13 protein-coding genes are annotated in these 16,601 nt (G+C 65.1%); 1 reads left to right on the forward strand and 12 read right to left on the reverse strand.

Annotated features, from left to right (window positions below; all coding sequences use genetic code 11):
- Positions 1-3: 3 nt before the first annotated feature.
- The 11 genes from astD to ABQJ48_RS30815 all read right to left on the reverse strand — a co-directional run bounded on the left by astD (position 4) and on the right by ABQJ48_RS30815 (position 12,963).
- On the reverse strand, positions 4-1,467 hold the full coding sequence (astD, locus tag ABQJ48_RS30765; protein ID WP_367841725.1) for a succinylglutamate-semialdehyde dehydrogenase: 1,464 nt from the start codon (positions 1,465-1,467) through the stop codon (positions 4-6).
- 2 nt (positions 1,468-1,469) lie between these two features.
- Entirely contained in the window at positions 1,470-2,507 is a 1,038-nt protein-coding gene (gene astA, locus ABQJ48_RS30770; RefSeq protein WP_367841726.1) for an arginine N-succinyltransferase, read from the reverse strand.
- Entirely contained in the window at positions 2,504-3,559 is a 1,056-nt protein-coding gene (gene aruF / locus ABQJ48_RS30775) for an arginine/ornithine succinyltransferase subunit alpha (protein WP_367841727.1), read from the reverse strand. Before aruF ends, astA begins: the two co-directional genes overlap by 4 nt.
- 67 nt (positions 3,560-3,626) lie before the next feature.
- Positions 3,627-4,862 (reverse strand): aspartate aminotransferase family protein, encoded by a 1,236-nt coding sequence (locus ABQJ48_RS30780; RefSeq protein ID WP_367841728.1) that lies wholly within the window; start codon positions 4,860-4,862, stop codon positions 3,627-3,629.
- 163 nt (positions 4,863-5,025) lie between these two features.
- Positions 5,026-6,075, reverse strand: coding sequence for a GlxA family transcriptional regulator (locus tag ABQJ48_RS30785; protein ID WP_367841729.1), 1,050 nt, complete (start codon positions 6,073-6,075; stop codon positions 5,026-5,028).
- Positions 6,076-6,112: 37 nt separating this feature from the next.
- Positions 6,113-6,874, reverse strand: a complete 762-nt coding sequence (locus ABQJ48_RS30790; protein WP_367841736.1) for an ABC transporter ATP-binding protein — start codon at positions 6,872-6,874, stop codon at positions 6,113-6,115.
- Positions 6,875-6,982: 108 nt separating this feature from the next.
- Positions 6,983-7,696, reverse strand: a complete 714-nt coding sequence (locus ABQJ48_RS30795; RefSeq protein ID WP_367841730.1) for an ABC transporter permease — start codon at positions 7,694-7,696, stop codon at positions 6,983-6,985.
- Between the two features lie 6 nt (positions 7,697-7,702).
- Entirely contained in the window at positions 7,703-8,392 is a 690-nt protein-coding gene (locus ABQJ48_RS30800; protein WP_367841737.1) for an ABC transporter permease, read from the reverse strand.
- 460 nt (positions 8,393-8,852) lie between these two features.
- Positions 8,853-9,806, reverse strand: a complete 954-nt coding sequence (locus ABQJ48_RS30805; protein ID WP_367841738.1) for a patatin-like phospholipase family protein — start codon at positions 9,804-9,806, stop codon at positions 8,853-8,855.
- A gap of 32 nt (positions 9,807-9,838) precedes the next feature.
- Positions 9,839-10,390 carry a hypothetical protein gene (locus tag ABQJ48_RS30810; RefSeq protein ID WP_367841731.1) on the reverse strand — a complete coding sequence of 184 codons (552 nt, stop codon included), beginning with the start codon at positions 10,388-10,390 and terminating at the stop codon, positions 9,839-9,841.
- 971 nt (positions 10,391-11,361) lie between these two features.
- A complete protein-coding gene (locus ABQJ48_RS30815) occupies positions 11,362-12,963 on the reverse strand; it encodes a rhodanese homology domain-containing protein (protein WP_367841732.1) in 1,602 nt (533 codons plus the stop codon).
- 575 nt (positions 12,964-13,538) lie between these two features.
- Between ABQJ48_RS30815 and ABQJ48_RS30820 the strand changes: the two genes are divergently transcribed.
- Positions 13,539-14,537, forward strand: a complete 999-nt coding sequence (locus ABQJ48_RS30820) for an LLM class flavin-dependent oxidoreductase (protein ID WP_367841733.1) — start codon at positions 13,539-13,541, stop codon at positions 14,535-14,537.
- A gap of 349 nt (positions 14,538-14,886) precedes the next feature.
- Here ABQJ48_RS30820 and ABQJ48_RS30825 read toward each other — a convergent pair whose 3' ends face one another.
- A complete protein-coding gene (locus ABQJ48_RS30825; RefSeq protein ID WP_367841734.1) occupies positions 14,887-16,002 on the reverse strand; it encodes an alpha/beta fold hydrolase in 1,116 nt (371 codons plus the stop codon).
- Positions 16,003-16,601 lie beyond the last annotated feature (599 nt).

A 16,601-nucleotide genomic window follows, 5' to 3' on the forward strand; every position in this document is an offset into this window, starting at 1 on the left:
TCCTTAGAATTGAAGGCCCGGCGAGACGCTCGCGGGCATGTGCAGTTGCGCGCTTTCGACGGAAGCCATCGGGTACGCGCAGTAGTCGGCGGCATAGTAAGCGCTGGGCCGGTGATTGCCCGAGCGGCCAGGACCACCGAACGGCGCGCCCGACGACGCGCCATTGGTCGGCCGGTTCCAGTTGACGATGCCCGCGCGGATGGTGCGCTGGAACTGCGTCCACAGCGCTTCGTCGTCGGCGAGCAAGCCGGCGGACAGGCCGAACTCGGTGTCGTTGGCTTGTTCCAGCGCTTCGTCGAAGCTGCCGTAGCGGATGAGCTGCACGAGCGGGCCGAAGTGTTCTTCGTCGGGCAAGTCCTTCACCGCGCTCACGTCGAGGATGGCCGGCGTGACGAAGCCGAGTTGCGGATCGCGCTGCTCCATCTTCAGCAGCGCCTTCGCGCCGTCGGCGAGTAGCCGCTCCTGCGCGGCGACGAGCCGTGAGGCCGCGCGGGCCGAAATCACCGCGCCCATGAAGGGTTGCGGATCGGCGTCATATTCGCCGACGCTGATGCGCGACGTGACATCCACGAGCCGTTGCACGAAGCGCTCGCCGAACGCGTCGTTCGGCACCAACAGGCGCCGCGCGCACGTGCAGCGCTGCCCCGCCGACAGGAACGCGGATTGAATCGTGTGATGCACGGCGGCATCCACGTCCGCGACCGGACCGATCACGAGCGGATTGTTGCCGCCCATCTCCAGCGCCAGCACGATCTCCGGCCGGCCACCGAACTGTTTGTGCAACAATGTTCCGGTGTCCGAACTACCCGTGAAAAACAGACCATCGATCTGTCGGTGATTGGCCAGCGCAATGCCGGTTTCCTTTTCGCCCTGGACCAGATTCAGCACGCCGGCCGGCAAGCCCGCGTCGCGCCAGATCTGCACGGTGACGGCGGCCACACCTGGCGCGAGTTCGGACGGTTTGAACACGACCGCGTTGCCCGCGATCAGCGCCGGCACGATATGCCCGTTCGGCAAGTGGCCAGGAAAGTTGTACGGCCCGAACACGGCCACCACGCCATGCGGGCGATGCCGCAATACGGCCGTGCCGTCGGCCATCGCGGAACGCTTTTCGCCGGTGCGCTCGTGATAGGCCTGAATCGAAATCTCGACCTTCGCGGCCATCGACGCCGCTTCGGTGCGCGCTTCCCACAGCGGCTTGCCAGTCTCGCGGCCGATCGCTTCGGCCAGCGCTTCCTTGCGCTCGGTCACGAGCGCGGCGAAGCGGCGCACCACGGCGCAACGCTCGTCGAGGCTGGACGCCGACCACCCCGCAAACGCGCGGCGCGCGCTGCGCACGGCGCGATCGACATCGTCCGCCGACGCGCTGTTGCCTTCCCACACCGTCGCGCCCGTGCCGGGGTTGCGCGACGCGAATGCGGGTCCGGTGGCGGCGGCCCATTCGCCGTCGATGAAAAGCTCGTTCATGATCATCCTTGTTTGTGTTTCTGCGGCTGCACCCGCACCGGGTCGCCCGCATTGACGCGAAGCGCGGCGGCTTCGGCCGCGCGCAGACGGAACGCGCCGTCTTGCGGCACGCCCGCCACCACGCCGACGCGAAAATCGCCGAGCGACGTATTCGACACCATCGACCTGGGCCCATCCTGCGGCGCGGCGGCGGCCGTATCGACGATCTGCGCCGGCACCAGCACGCTCTCGCGCACGGTGCGCAAATCGGCGATATGACATTCGAGCACCGGACCCGCATCGAAAATATCGACGTGGTTCTCATAGCGCAGCCCTTCCGCTTCGAGCATGCGGCGCGCGGGAATCGTGTCGGCATGCGTGAGGCCGACGCATTGCTGCGCCTCTTGCGGCAACAGTTCGACATACACCGGATAGCGCGGCATCAGTTCGGCGAGAAACGCCTTGCGGCCATGCGAGCTCAGATAGTCCGCCACGTTGAAATCGATCTGGTAGAAATGCGAGCCCACCGCGCGCCAGAACGGCGAGGTGCCGTCCGCGTCGAAATGGCCGCGCAATTCCGCGCACAGGCGCTGCGGGAAACGCTCGCGAAACTGCGCGAGAAACATGAAGCGCGAACGCGACAGCAGCCCGCCCACGCCGCTCGTGCGATAACGCGGGCTCAGGAACAGCGAGCACACCTCGGCGTAACCGGTCAGGTCGTGTGAGATGTTCAGCGCGCTCATGCGCGTCCAGATGCCGAGGTCCTGACTCGCATGCACCACCGTGCTCACGCGATAGTTGTAGAACGGCTGCTTCAACCCCACCGCCGTTTCGATCCCGCACACGCCGGCCACGTCGCCCGTGTCGGTGTCTTCCATCACGAAGAAGTAGCCCGCCTCGTGCGGCTCGGCCTTGTCTTCCATCGTGCGGCGCGCACGTTCGACGCGCGCGGCGAGCGCCTCGCGGTCCGGCTTGAAGGTGGTGAGGCCGGGGCCGGTTTCGTGCGCGAGCCGCATCAGCGCGTCGACATCGCCTCGTTGTACCACGCGAACGACGATCATTGCGCCTCTCCCAATGGTTCATCCCGATGCGGCGCATGCAGCGGCACACACCGCACGGCATCGCCCTCTTCTACGCCGAGCGCGGCGCGCGCCGCGTGCGACAGCGACGCGCCCGCGTCCTTGTTGTCGGCCAGCTCGCCCAGCACGCAGCGAAATTCGCCGGCTGCACCGTTATGCGCGATCAGATAAGTCGAGCCGTGCGCCGCGGCCGACTCGCGCACCCGCCGCGTTTCGTTGCACGTGACACTGGCGCTGCGATCCACCTGGGCGGTCAGCACCGGGCCCGCATCGAAAATGTCGACGAAGCGATCGGTCTCGAAGCCTTCTTCCAGGTGAATCTCATACGCGAGCAGCGCTTTCGAATCCGGCTCGCCGAGCACGCGCTGCGCCGCTTCGGGCAACAGCGGCACGTACACCGGATAGGTCGGCATCACTTCCGCGATGAAGGTGCGGCTGCGGCCGCCTGATTCGATTTCGATGTCGGCGAAATCGCGGCCGAAGAACTTGCGTCCCAACGCTTCCCAGAATGGCGAAACGCCGTTCTCGTCGGTGACGCCGAGCAGCAGCGAGAACACCTCGGGCGTAAAGCGCTTGCGATTGGCGGCGATGTACATCATTCGCGCGCGCGACATCAGCTGCGCGGCCGCCTCGCTGCGCAGCGACGGATCGATGTAAAAGCCGGCGAGCCGGCTTTTGCCGGTCAGTTCGTGCGACATGGTGAGCGCGTGGATCTTGCGGTTCACGTGCAGTTCGTGCGACGCATGAATCAGCGCGTCGTTGCGAAACGCGTAGAACGGGTCCGAATAACCGGCCGCGGCGACGATGCTCGCGGTGCCCATCAGCTTGCCGCTCTCGCTGTCTTCGAGTACGAACAGATAGAACTCCTCGCCCGGAAAATCGACATCCGCGCGAAACGAGTCTTCCGACAACGCGACGCGCGCTTCGAGCGCGCGCCGGTCGTGCGGCAACGAATGCAACACCGGCTGCGCGGTGCGCGCCATGTGTTCCAGTGCATCGAGATCGGCGAGTCGGCCGGGGCGTACGAAGAGCATCATCGATCCTGTTGAAGGTGACGCATGCGCCGGCGCAGGTGCCGGCTCATGGGAACGGTCTGGTGAATCAATGCGACGCCGCCTGCGCAGTCGCGCCGGCGATTTCAACGAAGGCCTTGGTCAGGCGCTCGAAGCCTTCGCTCATGTCCTCGAGCGGCATGATCAGCGACGGCACGAAACGCAGCACGTCCGGACCCGCCATCAGCATGATCACGCCATGCTGGCCCGCCGCGGTGACAAAGTCTTTGGCGCGGCCCTTGAACGCGTCGGTCAGTTCCGCGCCGATCAGCAAGCCCTTGCCGCGCACTTGGGTGAAGAGGCCCAGGCGCTCGTGCAGCTTCGCGAGGTGGCCCTTCAACACCTCGCTGCGCGCACGCACACCTTCGAGCAGTTGCGGGTCGCTGACCAGCTCGACCACCTTCTCCGCGATCGCCGCGCCGAGCGGATTGCCGCCGTAAGTCGTGCCATGCACGCCGACCTTGAAATGCGCGGACAGCTCCGTGGTGGTCAGCATTGCGCCGATCGGAAAGCCATTGCCGAGCGCCTTAGCCGTGGTCAGGATGTCCGGCGTGACACCGGTGTCCTGGTAAGCGTAGAAATAGCCGCTGCGGCCTACGCCCGTTTGCACTTCGTCGAAAATCAGCAGCGCGCCGTGCTGATCGCAGGCCTCGCGCAGCGCTTTCAGAAATGCGGGATCGGCGGGAATCACGCCGCCTTCGCCCTGGATCGGCTCGACGATCACCGCGCAGGTCTGCGCGCCGATCGCTTTCTTCGCCGCTTCGATGTCGTTGTACGGCAAGTGCTTGATGCCGGCCGGCACTGGGCCGAAGCCTTCCGAATACTTCGGCTGGCCGCCGACGCTCACGGTGAAGAATGTGCGGCCATGAAACGACTGCGTGAACGAGATGATCTCGGCCTTGTGTGCGCCATGACGGTCGAACGCGACGCGGCGTGCCAGCTTCAACGCAGCTTCGTTCGCTTCCGCGCCGGAGTTGGCGAAAAACGCGCGGTCGGCGAAGGTCAGGTCTTCGAGGCGTTTCGCCAATCGCAGCACCGGCTCGTTGGTGTAGCCATTGCCGATGTGCCACAACTTGCCGCCCTGCTCGTGCAACACTTTGAGCAACTCGGGATGCGCATGGCCGAGCGCGGTGACGGCAATGCCGCCGGCGAAGTCGATATAGTCGCGGCCTTGCGTATCCCAGACGCGTGAGCCTAAACCGCGATCCGGTACGAAGGCGGCGGGCGCAAACACCGGCACCATGACTTCGTCGAAGGTCTGGCGTGTCACAGTCAGGTCGTTCATGGCAAATCCTCGTTACAGGTGAGAGGTAATACAGCTAGTGTAGGAAACCGCACGCAATACTTCTTGCGCATAGGCGACGCTTTCTATGAGCTTCCGCGCGTGCGGCGAGGTTGAGGCTTTGAGGCGCATCGCTGCTGTCGCTGCCTTTGCCGCCTCGACCACTTCAATCCGACCGATCCGGCCGCTCGATCAGCGCAGCCGGCCGTGGCTCGCTGGCCGCGACGCCGCTCGCACCGGTCTGCTTGTCGATCCAGTTACGACGATCCTCGCGCGGAGTGACGCCAAAGCGTTCCCGATATGCGTTCGAAAAGTGCGCCGCCGACGAAAACCCGCACGCGAGACTGATCTGCACGACCGATTTGCTGGTGCGCTGCAGTTGCGTACGCGCTTTCGACAGCCGCAGCCCCAGATAGTATTTCGACGGCATCGAGCCGAGATACTGGCGGAACAGGCGTTCGAGCTGTCGCCGCGACACGCCCACGAGACCGGCGATTTCGTCGGTGGCGAGCGGGTCTTCGATATTCGCTTCCATCAGCATCAGCGCATCGTTCAGACGCGGATGGCGCTCGCCCGGCGCAGTCACGAACGGAATGCGCTGACGCTCCTCGCCCGCGCGCAACACGCCGACGCCGAGCGCGTCGGCGATCCGGTCGGCCAGTTCGGGGCCGTGCTCGCGACCGATCATCGCCAGCATGAAGTCGACGCTCGCCTGACCGCCCGCGCAGGTGGCGCGATCGCGGTCTATTTCGAAGATCTGTTGGGTGACGATGGAGCGCTCGAACTGCTCGGAGAACTGCTGATAGGTTTCCCAGTTCACGCTCACGCGATAGCCGGACAACTGCCCCGCCATCGCCAGCCACCATACGCCGTGATGAATGCCGGTGACGAGCGGCGTGCGCTGGCCGACGCGCGACAGGCTCGCGAGAAACAGCCGGTAGTCGGCGAATTGCTGAAACCGTTCGCTGATGAGGATCAGCCAATCGCACGCGATCGCGTCGCCGAACGCGGCGTCGGCGGGCCAGTGCGCGCCGCCGGCGAGCGGCACCGCGCGGCCGTCCCACGAACACACCTGAATGCGGTACAGCGCGCGGCCGTCGATTTCATTGGCGAGATTCAGCGCATCGACGATCGGCCCGACGCCCGACATCGACACCGGCGGCAACGCGACGATTGCAACCTGGGTGGTGCGAGCCGGGCTGGATGTTCGGGCCATCGCTTGGGCGAGACGACGCGACTGCGCGGGCCGCGCGTTACTTCAGACTGCCGGACAGGAACTGCTTGAGCCGTTCGCTGCGCGGCGTGGTCAGCACTTCGGCGGGCAAGCCTTCCTCTTCGGTGCGGCCCTGATGCAGGAACATCACGTGGTTGGAGACGTTGCGCGCGAAACCCATTTCGTGCGTGACGACGATCATCGTGCGGCCCTCCTCCGCGAGTTTCTGCATGACCTTCAGCACTTCGCCGACCAGTTCGGGATCGAGCGCAGAGGTGGGCTCGTCGAACAGCATCACGTCCGGGTTCATCGCGAGGGCGCGCGCAATGGCCACGCGCTGCTGCTGCCCACCCGACAGATGCGACGGGTACTGCTTTTCCAGACGCGGCGCGAGGCCGACCTTCTCGAGGTATTCGCGCGCGCGCTCCTCGGCTTCGCGACGCGGCAAGCCGAGCACATGAATCGGCGCTTCGACGATGTTCTCGATCACGTTCATGTGCGCCCACAGGTTGAAGTGCTGGAACACCATGGCGAGCTTCGTGCGGATGCGCTGCAACTGCTTGTGATCCGCGACTTCCAGGTTGCCGGCACGGTCGGCTTTCGTCTTGACCGTCTCGCCGTCGACGACGATCTGCCCGGCGTTGGGCCGTTCGAGAAAATTGATGCAGCGCAGGAACGTGCTCTTGCCCGACCCGCTCGCGCCGATGATGCTGATGACGTCGCCCTTGTTTGCATTCAGCGACACGCCCTTGAGCACTTCGTTGTCGCCGTAGCGCTTGTGGATGTCCTGTACGGCGAGCATGCAGGCTTCGGTCTGGGTGGTGTGGAGCAAGATGCTCTCCCTTTGAAAAGTCGGATCGTTCTGTGACGGCGCGCATGCGCGGCGCCGCCCGGGGCCAATAGCGCGCGCTCAGTGCGTGCGCACCGCCAGGTAAGCCAGCCAATGTCGCTCGGCGCGCCGGAACAACAAAACCAGCGCGAACGACACCATCAGATAGAGCAGCGCCGCCAGGCCAAACGCATTGAACGACTGATACGTGGCCGAGTTCGCGTCGCGCGCGACCTTGAGGATATCGGGCACCGTGGCCGTGAACGCGACGGTCGTGGCATGCAGCATCAGAATCACTTCGTTACTGTACAACGGCAACGCCCGGCGCAGCGCGGACGGTATCACAATGCGCCGGTACATCGTGAACCAGCTCATGCCGTAGGCCCGCGCCGCCTCCACTTCGCCGTGCGAGGTCGAACGGATCGCGCCGGCGAAAATTTCCGTGGTGTACGCGCAGGTGTTCAGCGCGAACGCGAGAATCGCGCAGTGAAAGCCGCTGCGAAAGAACGCGTCGAGCAGATCGTGTGAGCGCACGAACGCGAGACTGTAGATGCCGGTGTAGATCAGCAGCAATTGCACGTACAGCGGCGTGCCGCGGAACACATAGGTGTAGATGCGCACGGGCGTCGACAGCCAGCGCTTCTTCGACACGCGCGCGACCGCGAGCGGAATCGACACGACGAAGCCGATCCCGATCGACGCCACCAGCAGCCATAGCGTGACCGCGAGACCCGAGATGCGCTGGCCGTCCCAGAACAGGAACGCGCGCCAGAATTGATTGAGGATGTCGATCATGGTCGCTCAGAGCTCCGCGTGGCGCACGCCGATCGAATAGCGCCGGGCCAGCCAGATCAGCACGAGGTTCGATACGGTGGTGATCGCCAGATAGATCAGTGCGGCGATCAGAATGAAGAAGAACATGTTGAAGGTGCTCTTGCCCGCGTCCTGCGCGGCCTTGACGACGTCGGCGAGACCGATGATCGACACCAGCGCGGTCGCCTTGACCAGCACCTGCCAGTTATTGCCGATGCCCGGCAGCGCGAAGCGCATCATCTGCGGAAACAGGATGCGTGTGAACACGCGCGCGCCGCTCATCCCGTACGCGCTGCCCGCTTCGAGCTGGCCACGCGGCACCGCCAGAAACGCGCCGCGGAACGTCTCGGTGAAGTACGCGCCGTAGATGAAACCGAGCGTCAGCACACCGGCCACGAACGGATCGATATCGAACTGCGGCAGCTCGAGCGCGTCGGTCAGATTGTTGACGGCGATCTGGATGCTGTAGAACAGCAGCAGCATCAGCACGAGATCGGGCACCGAGCGGATCAGCGTGGTGTAGCCGGTCGCGATGGCCCGCAACGGGCGGTTCGACGAGAGCTTCGCCGCCGCGCCCCCGAGGCCGAGCAGCACGGCGGCGGCGAGCGACAGGACGGACAGCTCGATCGTCTGGATCGTGCCGGCCAGCAACACCGGACCAAAGCCGTAAAGAAACACGCGCGTCTCCATCCCAGGTTTATTGAACATGTCACGGACGGCGGCGTCTTGCGCTTGCCACACTCGTCCGGCATGGCGCGAAGTCTCGCAAGCGAAAATCAATTTCTCAAATGGACGGAGCGCGCTGTGTTGCGATGCAACATCGCACGGTTATGCCGGGCGCCCGCCGTTAGCGCTTGGTGCTGCGGGGGATATCCTTTTGTAAGGCGCGGCGCCGGTGATCGGTACTGCCGCGATTTCGCAAGTTTGGGGTCGCTTTTGCGATAGCCTGGGCGGCTCAGTGAGGGGTGACACAGTGAGGTAAAAAAGAATTCGAGGTGGACCGCGCATCAGCGCGGGGTCCACGGACCGCGGGCGAATCGCGAACGCGTTTCCTTTGTCGTGACTGATTGCGCGAGCGCGCCCGCTCTCTTTTTGCACGAGCCCGCCGACCGGCCTCGCAGGTTCGCCTCGTCTCTGCCTAGTCGATTCCGAGGCGCGCGCGAATCGCCGGCAGCATCTGTTCGACGGCCGCGCGCCCTTCCTCGATTGCGGGCGCCGCGCGGTGAAAATCGAAAATGCCCATCCCGCCCAGGCGCGGCTGAATCAGGATGTCGGCCGGCTCGCCGGCAAGCCGGCTGCGCGTGATCCGCACTTGCATGATGTCGATGCTTTGCGCGATCGAACTGAGCATCGACGGCACGTGCGCGCTCGGCGCAGGCGGCACGCGCACGTCGTCGGAGACTGCCGCGTCGGCCGGCGCGAGCCAGCGCGGCCAAGGCTTGCCGTTGCGGCGCAGGGCCACCGGCGGCGGCTCGGCCGGATCGAGCGAAGGCGTTTCGACCACCGCGCCGCCGAAGTCGCGGCCGTTCAGAATGTCGTTGTTCAGATCGATCGCGATCACGCAGTCCGCACGCATGCCGCGCGCAACCGACACCGGCACCGGGTTGCACAGACCGCCGTCCACCAGCCACACGCCGTTGTGCCACACCGGCGTGAAAATGCCCGGGATCGCAATCGACGCGCGCACCGAGTCGACGGTGCTGCCGTCCTGCAGCCAGACTTCGCGGCCCGTATCGAGTTCGGTGGCGACCGCCGCGAACGGCAAGTCCAATTGCGCAATGGAACGGCCGTCGAACTTGTCGGCGAAAAGCTGGATCACCTTGCGCCCGCCGAGCAGGCCGCCCGAGATGCGCAGATCGAGCAGGCGCACCACCGTCTGCCACGTCAGCCGCGCGACCCATTCCTCGAGCCAGTCCAGGTCGCCGTTCGCATAGACGGCGCCCACCAGCGCGCCAATCGACGTGCCGCACACCACATCGGGCTTGATGCCCGCGTCATGCAACGCGCGGATCGCGCCAATATGCGCCCAGCCGCGCGCGGCGCCGCCCCCCAACACCAGCCCGATACGGCTGCTTCGACGTCGACGTATCATCATGACCCCGCTGTTGTCTTTGCTTCTGTGTCTTATCGCCCGCGTATCACGTCCGAACGCGATGTCGTGTACACCTTCAGATCCCTGTCGAAGTGCACGTTGAAAATGCCCTCCTCCGTGACGCCGCCTTCGCGCCACTTCCAGCTCCATACGGTCTCCGGCTTGAGCGGAAAGACCGCGACCTGGCCGGGCTTGCCGAGCAACCGGCGCACTTCGTCCTCGCTCATGCCGATGCGGATCTTCGCGAAGTTCGCGGCCGTCAGCACCTGCGTGATGGCTTGCAGTTTGCCGTCACGGTCGATGTCGACCATATACGTGTTGAGCCCCTGGGGACCGCGCGGATATTCGAAGCGCTTCGAACCGTCGGTGAAGGTGCGCTCGGTTTCGGGCTTGCCCATCTGCTCGCGGATCTGAGCTTCCGTTGTGATGCCCGGCGTCATGTTGCTGAGCAGCAGCGCATCCGGTTTAACCGCGTTGAAGAACTCCTTGAGTTTTTGCACGGCGCGCTCGCTTTGTTGATCGTCGCAGCCGGTCAGTGCGACGCACGCGCTCAGCATTGCGACGGTAAGCAGTTTGAGGCTCACGGCGAATTCCCTGGTTCGGATGCGCTGCAGGCGCGCGTCCGGTGTGTAGTGTCTACTCCAAGGATAACCGCGCACGCGCAAAACCGCGAGCGAGACGGGCAAGTCGGTGCCGGGCGGGGGTGTTCGCGAGCCGATCGGAATCCCGGGATTCGAAGCACTGCGCGCGGCTGAGCGCAAAGGCGCGAGGAATAGGCCGCATGGGTGCCGCGCGCGACGCGGCGGCGGTCTGCAAGCTGGCGCGCGAGTCCTTGCATCGACGCGAAGCGAGCTGCACCGCGACGCGAATACGTCGCCAGAAGCAAAAAGGCGACGCTGTGCAAAGCGTCGCCGGGTCGGTCGATACGGTCAACCGGAAGAGAAAGCGGCCACCGGCCGCACGATTCGAAGCACCTGGACGACACGCAGCGGTCTGGTTCCGGACGTAGCGGTGAGCAACCTTGGCTACGCACCTTGCGCCATCGCCGGAATGGCAAACCGCTGCTTGATCGGCCGCCCTGGTCCCTCGATAAGCCTTCCAAGTTCATCCAATTTAATCGCATTCGGCGATTTAGACGAGAGCGCGTTTACACCGAATTTGCAGAGGATTTGCGGGGCCCGAGAAGCTCCTGGCGGGGCGCGCGCGGGATGAATTTGTTGCGTGGGCGGTCGTGTCTGCTGGTTACCGCGTTCGAATCGCCCGGCGTTCAACCGCGCACCCCAGCATGGACGTCCGCCGCGCCACCTTTACCTCGCGCGCAGGAAAATAGAGAGGATGACGAATGAAAACGGCCGATCGTCATGGCGGCGCTTGCCCGGTAGCATGAAGCGATTCGAAGCGATTTTGCCCGCGACGAAAGGCACGCTTTCGTGTGGGACAAGCGCGCTGTTCCCTAAACCAACCTGCGGATTTTCTTCTGCGGCACCGCGTGCGCGCGGCTGCGCCGCACCGCCACAACGCCGCCACTCCGAAACGCAGCGCATGCCGAATCCGCTCAGATCACGTGGAACCGATGCGTACCATCGCGCTCCAACTGCGCGACGAGCCCCCTTTCCCACTCCAGGTATGCGCTCATCGCCTCGCGCGAAACGTCGGTGCTTTCATACGGCCGCCGGTAGCGATCGATAGACGGCGAAGCGAGCCGCGTTTCGCCACTTTCCACGGCCAAGCCCGCTTCGATCCACGCCTCGTTGCCGCCCACCAGCACCTGCACAGGCCGGCCGGTTGCGGCCGCCAGCTCCGGCGCCGCAAAGCGCGCAAGCTGGCCGTTGCCGCAGGTCGCCACGTATCGTTCTGCCGCGGGCAACTTGCGCAATGCGGCGTCCAGGTCGCTGCGAATCACGAACCACGCGCCCGGGATGTGCCGCTTCACGTAGTCCGCGCTGCGCGCGAAATCGAGCACGACCGTACCCGGCGACTGCAGCACCGCGGCGAGCTCGGCCGGCGCGATCTCGTCGACGGCGGGCGGCGCGCTCGCATAGCGCGCGGGCGGCGCCGCGCCCTTCTCCGCGAAGTCCGCGGGCGTGAGCCCATCGACCACATACACTTCGACGTTCATCTGCGCGAGCCACGACGCGCTCATGTTGGCCCGCACGCCGTCGTTGTCCGACAGAATGACGCGCGCGCCGCGCACCGGCGCGAAGCGGTCGATTTCCTGTACCAGTTGTCCACCCGGCGCGCTGCGAAAGCCGGGCACGTGACCCGCTTCGTATTCCTCCGGCGAGCGCACGTCGAAGCGATACACGGTACGCACCGCCTCGCCCGCCCAGCGGCGCGCTTCATCGCGCGAGGTACGGCCGACGCGCGCGCGCTCGGCCACCGCACGCGCGCCGTCGGCGGCGGCCAGACGCAGCGAGTCGTCGAGCACCGGTTCGTAGCGCCGCGAGCCGCCGTGAGCGAGCGGCTGACCCGCCAGCGTCCAGCCGATCGTGCCGTCGCGCAGCGCCGCGACCGGATTCGGCACGCCCGCATTGATCAGCGACTGCGCGCCAATGATGCTGCGCGTGCGCCCGGCGCAATTGACGATGATCCGCGTGGCCGGGTTCGGCGCGAGCTGCCGCGCGCGCAACACCAGTTCGGCGCCCGGCACGTTGATGCTGCCGGGAATGTTCATGATCCGGTACTCGTCGAACGGGCGCGCGTCGAGCACCACCACGTCGGCTTCCTGATCGAGCAGCGCCTGCACCTGATGCGCGTCGAGCGAGGGCGTATGGCGCACGCTTTCCACCAGTTCGCCGAATGCCTTGCCCGGCACGTTGACGTCACGAAACAGCTCGCCGCCTGCCTCGCGCCAGCCTTGCAGGCCGCCGTCGAGCAACGCGACGTTGGTATAGCCAAGTTCGGCCAGACGTTGCGCGGCGCGCTGCGCGAGGCCTTCGCCGGCGTCCAGCACGACGATCGGCACCGCGGGACGCGGCAAGCGTTCCGGCGCCTCCAGTTCGAGCCGCGACATCGGCATACAGGCGGCAAAGAGCGGATGACTGCGCGCGTGCGGATCTTCCTCGCGCACGTCGACGAGCGCGATTTCCTCGCCTGTGATCAGCGTGCGGCGCACGTCTTCGCAGGTTCGGGTACGGAATTCGTTTGCGACACTCATGGGATGTGAAACTCCTTGAAACGTTGCAAATGTTCGGCGACACGTCGTTCGAATGGCGATCCGATGGGTTCGGGACCGAAGTCATGCGAACCGTGTCGCTGCAATTGACCGAGCGCATCATCGTTCGGATCATTCCACCGTACACGCGAATGCCGGTCGACGTACGGTCACCAAAAGCACCGCTCGCGGGGGATGCGTGCGGGTGCGCATCGGCACGCATGAGGTCGCAATTTGCGCGCCACGCGGCATGTTGATCGAGCCCCTGCGCAGGAAGGTTCAAGCGGCGCGGCGTTGCGCAATCCAAAGTCGGTTGCTTCGCCACGCGCTGTGTTTCGCGCCTGTTCGACGGCCTGAACCTGGCAGCGGCGCATGTGCGTGTTCAATATCGATCGGTCATTTGCATGCCGACGCTCCACGTAACGCTAGCACTTTCGCACAGCGCCTTGCGCCGCACATAGGGGCGACAAACCCCCTTCGATGAACGTGGACATCGGCGCGGCGTCAGCAGAAAAATGCAGGCTTTGCCACAATGCCCCCATCGCGCGAAAGCGCCGCAAACAGAAAACGTACAGACAATGATTCCCTTCTCGGTCCTCGACCTCTCGCCTGTCGCTGCGGGCGCCACGCCGGCGGACGCATTCAGGAACACGCTCGACCTCGCACAGCACGCGGAACGCTGGAATTACCGCCGCTTCTGGCTGGCGGAACATCACAACATGACAGGCATAGCAAGCGCGGCGACTTCGGTGGTGATCGGCCACGTTGCAGGCGGCACGAAGACGATCCGCGTCGGCTCTGGCGGCATCATGCTGCCGAACCACGCGCCGCTCGTCATCGCGGAGCAGTTCGGCACGCTCGCGTCGCTCTACCCCGGGCGCATCGACCTCGGCCTGGGCCGCGCGCCGGGCACCGATCAGACCACCGCACGCGCGTTGCGCCGCGATCTGCAAAACAGCGCGGAGTCTTTCCCCGACGACGTCGTCGAGCTGCAGCGCTACTTCGACGATCCGGTGCCCGGCCAGCGCATTCGCGCGGTACCCGGCGCCGGGCTGCATGTGCCGTTGTGGCTGCTCGGCTCGTCGCTCTACAGCGCGCAGCTGGCGGCGGCGCTCGGTCTGCCGTTCGCGTTCGCGTCGCACTTCGCGCCCGACTACATGCTGAGCGCGTTGCAGGTATATCGCTCGCAGTTCCGGCCCTCGGCGGCGCTCGACAAACCGTATGCGATGGTGGGCGTCAATCTGTTTGCCGCCCGCTCCAATGACGAAGCGCGGCTGCTGTTCACCTCGCTGCAGCAGCAGTTCATCAATTTGCGACGCGGCACGCCGGGTCAGTTGCAGCCGCCGGTGGAGCGGCTGGATGCATCGGAGATGGATCTGAACAACGTCGCGCACTCGCTCGCGTGCACCGCGCTCGGCGATCGGGACGCTGTGCGTGAGGCACTGCGGTCGATCATCGCCCAGACGGGCGCGGACGAGTTGATGCTGACCGCGCAGATCTACGATCACGACGCGCGGCTGCGCTCGTTCGAGATCGGCGCACAAGTGCATGAAGAGTTGATGGCCGCCGACGCCTAGGGTCTGCGATGGAAAAACGGCGGGCCGCCGCCGCGCTTGCTGGGCGCAGCGGCAAGCGCCGTCGGGGATTCGCTGGTTGGATTCGCTGTTTGGATTCGCTGCTTCGATTCGCTGCTTCGATTCGCTGCTTCGATTCGCGGCTTTGATTCGCGGCTTCGATTCACTGCTTAAATTCGCGGCTTCGATTCGCCGCTTCTCCTCGCCGTTTCGATTCATCGTTCGAATCTGCTGTTTCGATTCGCCCGTTCGATTGGCTGCTCCAACGCGGCGCTTTATCTCGCTGCTTCAAACGCGCGGTCCACCCAACCGCTCCCCCCGCCGCCAACCAGCCGCCAGCCCGACCCCCGGCTCACCGATTCGCTGACACCGCCGCCATCCCATCCAGCAGCGCCTGGTGGAACGCCTGCGGGTCCTGCATCTGCGGCGCATGCCCCAACCCGGCGAACTCGACGAGCGTCGCATGCGGGATCGCCTGCGCCGCCGCCTTGCCGAGTTCCGGGTAGTGGCCGATTCTCGCGCGCACTTCGACAGGCGCCGCATCCTTGCCGATCGCGGTGGTATCTTTCTGGCCGATCAGCAGCAGCGTAGGCATGCTCAGCTGCCCGAGCTCGTACACCACCGGCTGCGTGTAAATCATGTCGTCCAGCAGCGCGGAATTCCACGCGACGATCCGTTTGCCCGGCCCCCTGTACATCCCCGCCAGCATCTGTACCCACGGTTCGTAGTCCGCGCGCCACTGACCCGCGTAATAGGTGGCTTGCTCGTAGCGGCGGATGCCGGCAGCGCTCGTCTTCAACTCGCGTTCATACCATTCGTCCACCGATAGCGACGGCACGCCCTTCGCCTTCCAGTCTTCGAGACCGATCGGATTCACCAGCACGAGTTGCTGCGTTTCGCGCGGATACATCAGCGCGTAGCGGATTGCGAGCATGCCGCCGGTGGAATGACCGATCATCGTCGCGTCGTTGATGCCCAGCGATGCGAGCAGCGCATGCGTGTTGCGCGCCAGCTGCTGAAAACTGTACTGATAGCGCTCGGGCTTGCTCGATTTACAAAAGCCGATCTGGTCCGGCGCGATCACACGATAGCCGGCGTCGCTCAGCCGATGAATGGTGGCGCCCCACGTCGCGGCACAAAAGTTCTTGCCGTGCAGCAGCACCGCCGTGCGGCCGTTCGGATGCGCCGGCTTCATGTCCATGTAGGCCATCTGCAGGGGCACGCCTTGCGACGTGAAGTCGAAGCGCTCGACCGGCGCCGGATAGTCAAAGCCTTGCAGCTCGGGCCCATATGCGGGGCCCTCAGCGTCGTCGCCCGACACGGCGGCCGCGGCCGAACCGCTGTCGGTGACCGCGGCATTGGCGGCGGCATTGGGCAGCGTGGCGGCAGAAGCAGAGGAAACGGCGGGCGCAACGGCCGACGCTGAAGTGGTCAATAACGCAAGCAGGCAGTAGCGGCGAAGACTCATCGAGATGTTTTGCGAAAAGAAAGACTGGTAGGGAGCCGGCGAGGTTAGCGCGCGGGCCGGCCGAAGGGCTGCAACCCGCGGCCATGAGCGCACGATTTTACGACGCGCCGCGCCACCGCGCGGCCGCTGACGCAGTCGAGCCCGCTGCCACGGCGAGCGTGGCATGCATATTGCGGCCGCCGAGATCATGCTCCTATGTGTTGTGCCGCACGGATGTCCGCGGCGCAACAGTCGATCGTGCGCAGGATGAACGCGGACAGCAATCGCGCAATTCGCCTCTCGCTTGGCGCCAATCGGTGGTAGAACTAGCTAACGGGCGTGTGAACATCAAGCGCCTGGCAGCACGAATCATCAGCGAACAACAAGTGACCAAAGCATCCGGGGTTAGACAAAACAGCGACTGTCTTGCAGGGGACCGGAGTAAGGGCTAAAGCGCCAACTCCAGTCGACCGCAATGACTTGCATGGGACAGGAGTAGGCCCTAACAGGCTGTTGAAATTGGGAACGGTGTAAACGGGCTTCGAGGCCCGAGCGTTATGGATATTGTGTTCATGACCTTGGGCGATGAGTGCGATGCGTGGAATGGACGAGATGCAAGA

The sequence above is a fragment of the Paraburkholderia suaedae genome (genome assembly GCF_040812055.1).
In the GTDB taxonomy this organism is placed as follows: Bacteria; Pseudomonadota; Gammaproteobacteria; order Burkholderiales; family Burkholderiaceae; genus Paraburkholderia.

Excerpts from the sequence above, each read along its gene's own strand:
- astD (WP_367841725.1), bottom strand. The coding sequence starts at position 1,467 with ATGAACGAGCTTTTCATCGACGGCGAATGGGCCGCCGCCACCGGACCC.
- astA (WP_367841726.1), bottom strand. The coding sequence starts at position 2,507 with ATGATCGTCGTTCGCGTGGTACAACGAGGCGATGTCGACGCGCTGATG.
- aruF (WP_367841727.1), bottom strand. The coding sequence starts at position 3,559 with ATGCTCTTCGTACGCCCCGGCCGACTCGCCGATCTCGATGCACTGGAA.
- ABQJ48_RS30780 (WP_367841728.1), bottom strand. The coding sequence starts at position 4,862 with ATGAACGACCTGACTGTGACACGCCAGACCTTCGACGAAGTCATGGTG.
- ABQJ48_RS30785 (WP_367841729.1), bottom strand. The coding sequence starts at position 6,075 with ATGGCCCGAACATCCAGCCCGGCTCGCACCACCCAGGTTGCAATCGTC.
- ABQJ48_RS30790 (WP_367841736.1), bottom strand. The coding sequence starts at position 6,874 with ATGCTCGCCGTACAGGACATCCACAAGCGCTACGGCGACAACGAAGTG.
- ABQJ48_RS30795 (WP_367841730.1), bottom strand. The coding sequence starts at position 7,696 with ATGATCGACATCCTCAATCAATTCTGGCGCGCGTTCCTGTTCTGGGAC.
- ABQJ48_RS30805 (WP_367841738.1), bottom strand. The coding sequence starts at position 9,806 with ATGATACGTCGACGTCGAAGCAGCCGTATCGGGCTGGTGTTGGGGGGC.
- ABQJ48_RS30815 (WP_367841732.1), bottom strand. The coding sequence starts at position 12,963 with ATGAGTGTCGCAAACGAATTCCGTACCCGAACCTGCGAAGACGTGCGC.
- ABQJ48_RS30820 (WP_367841733.1), top strand. The coding sequence starts at position 13,539 with ATGATTCCCTTCTCGGTCCTCGACCTCTCGCCTGTCGCTGCGGGCGCC.
- ABQJ48_RS30825 (WP_367841734.1), bottom strand. The coding sequence starts at position 16,002 with ATGAGTCTTCGCCGCTACTGCCTGCTTGCGTTATTGACCACTTCAGCG.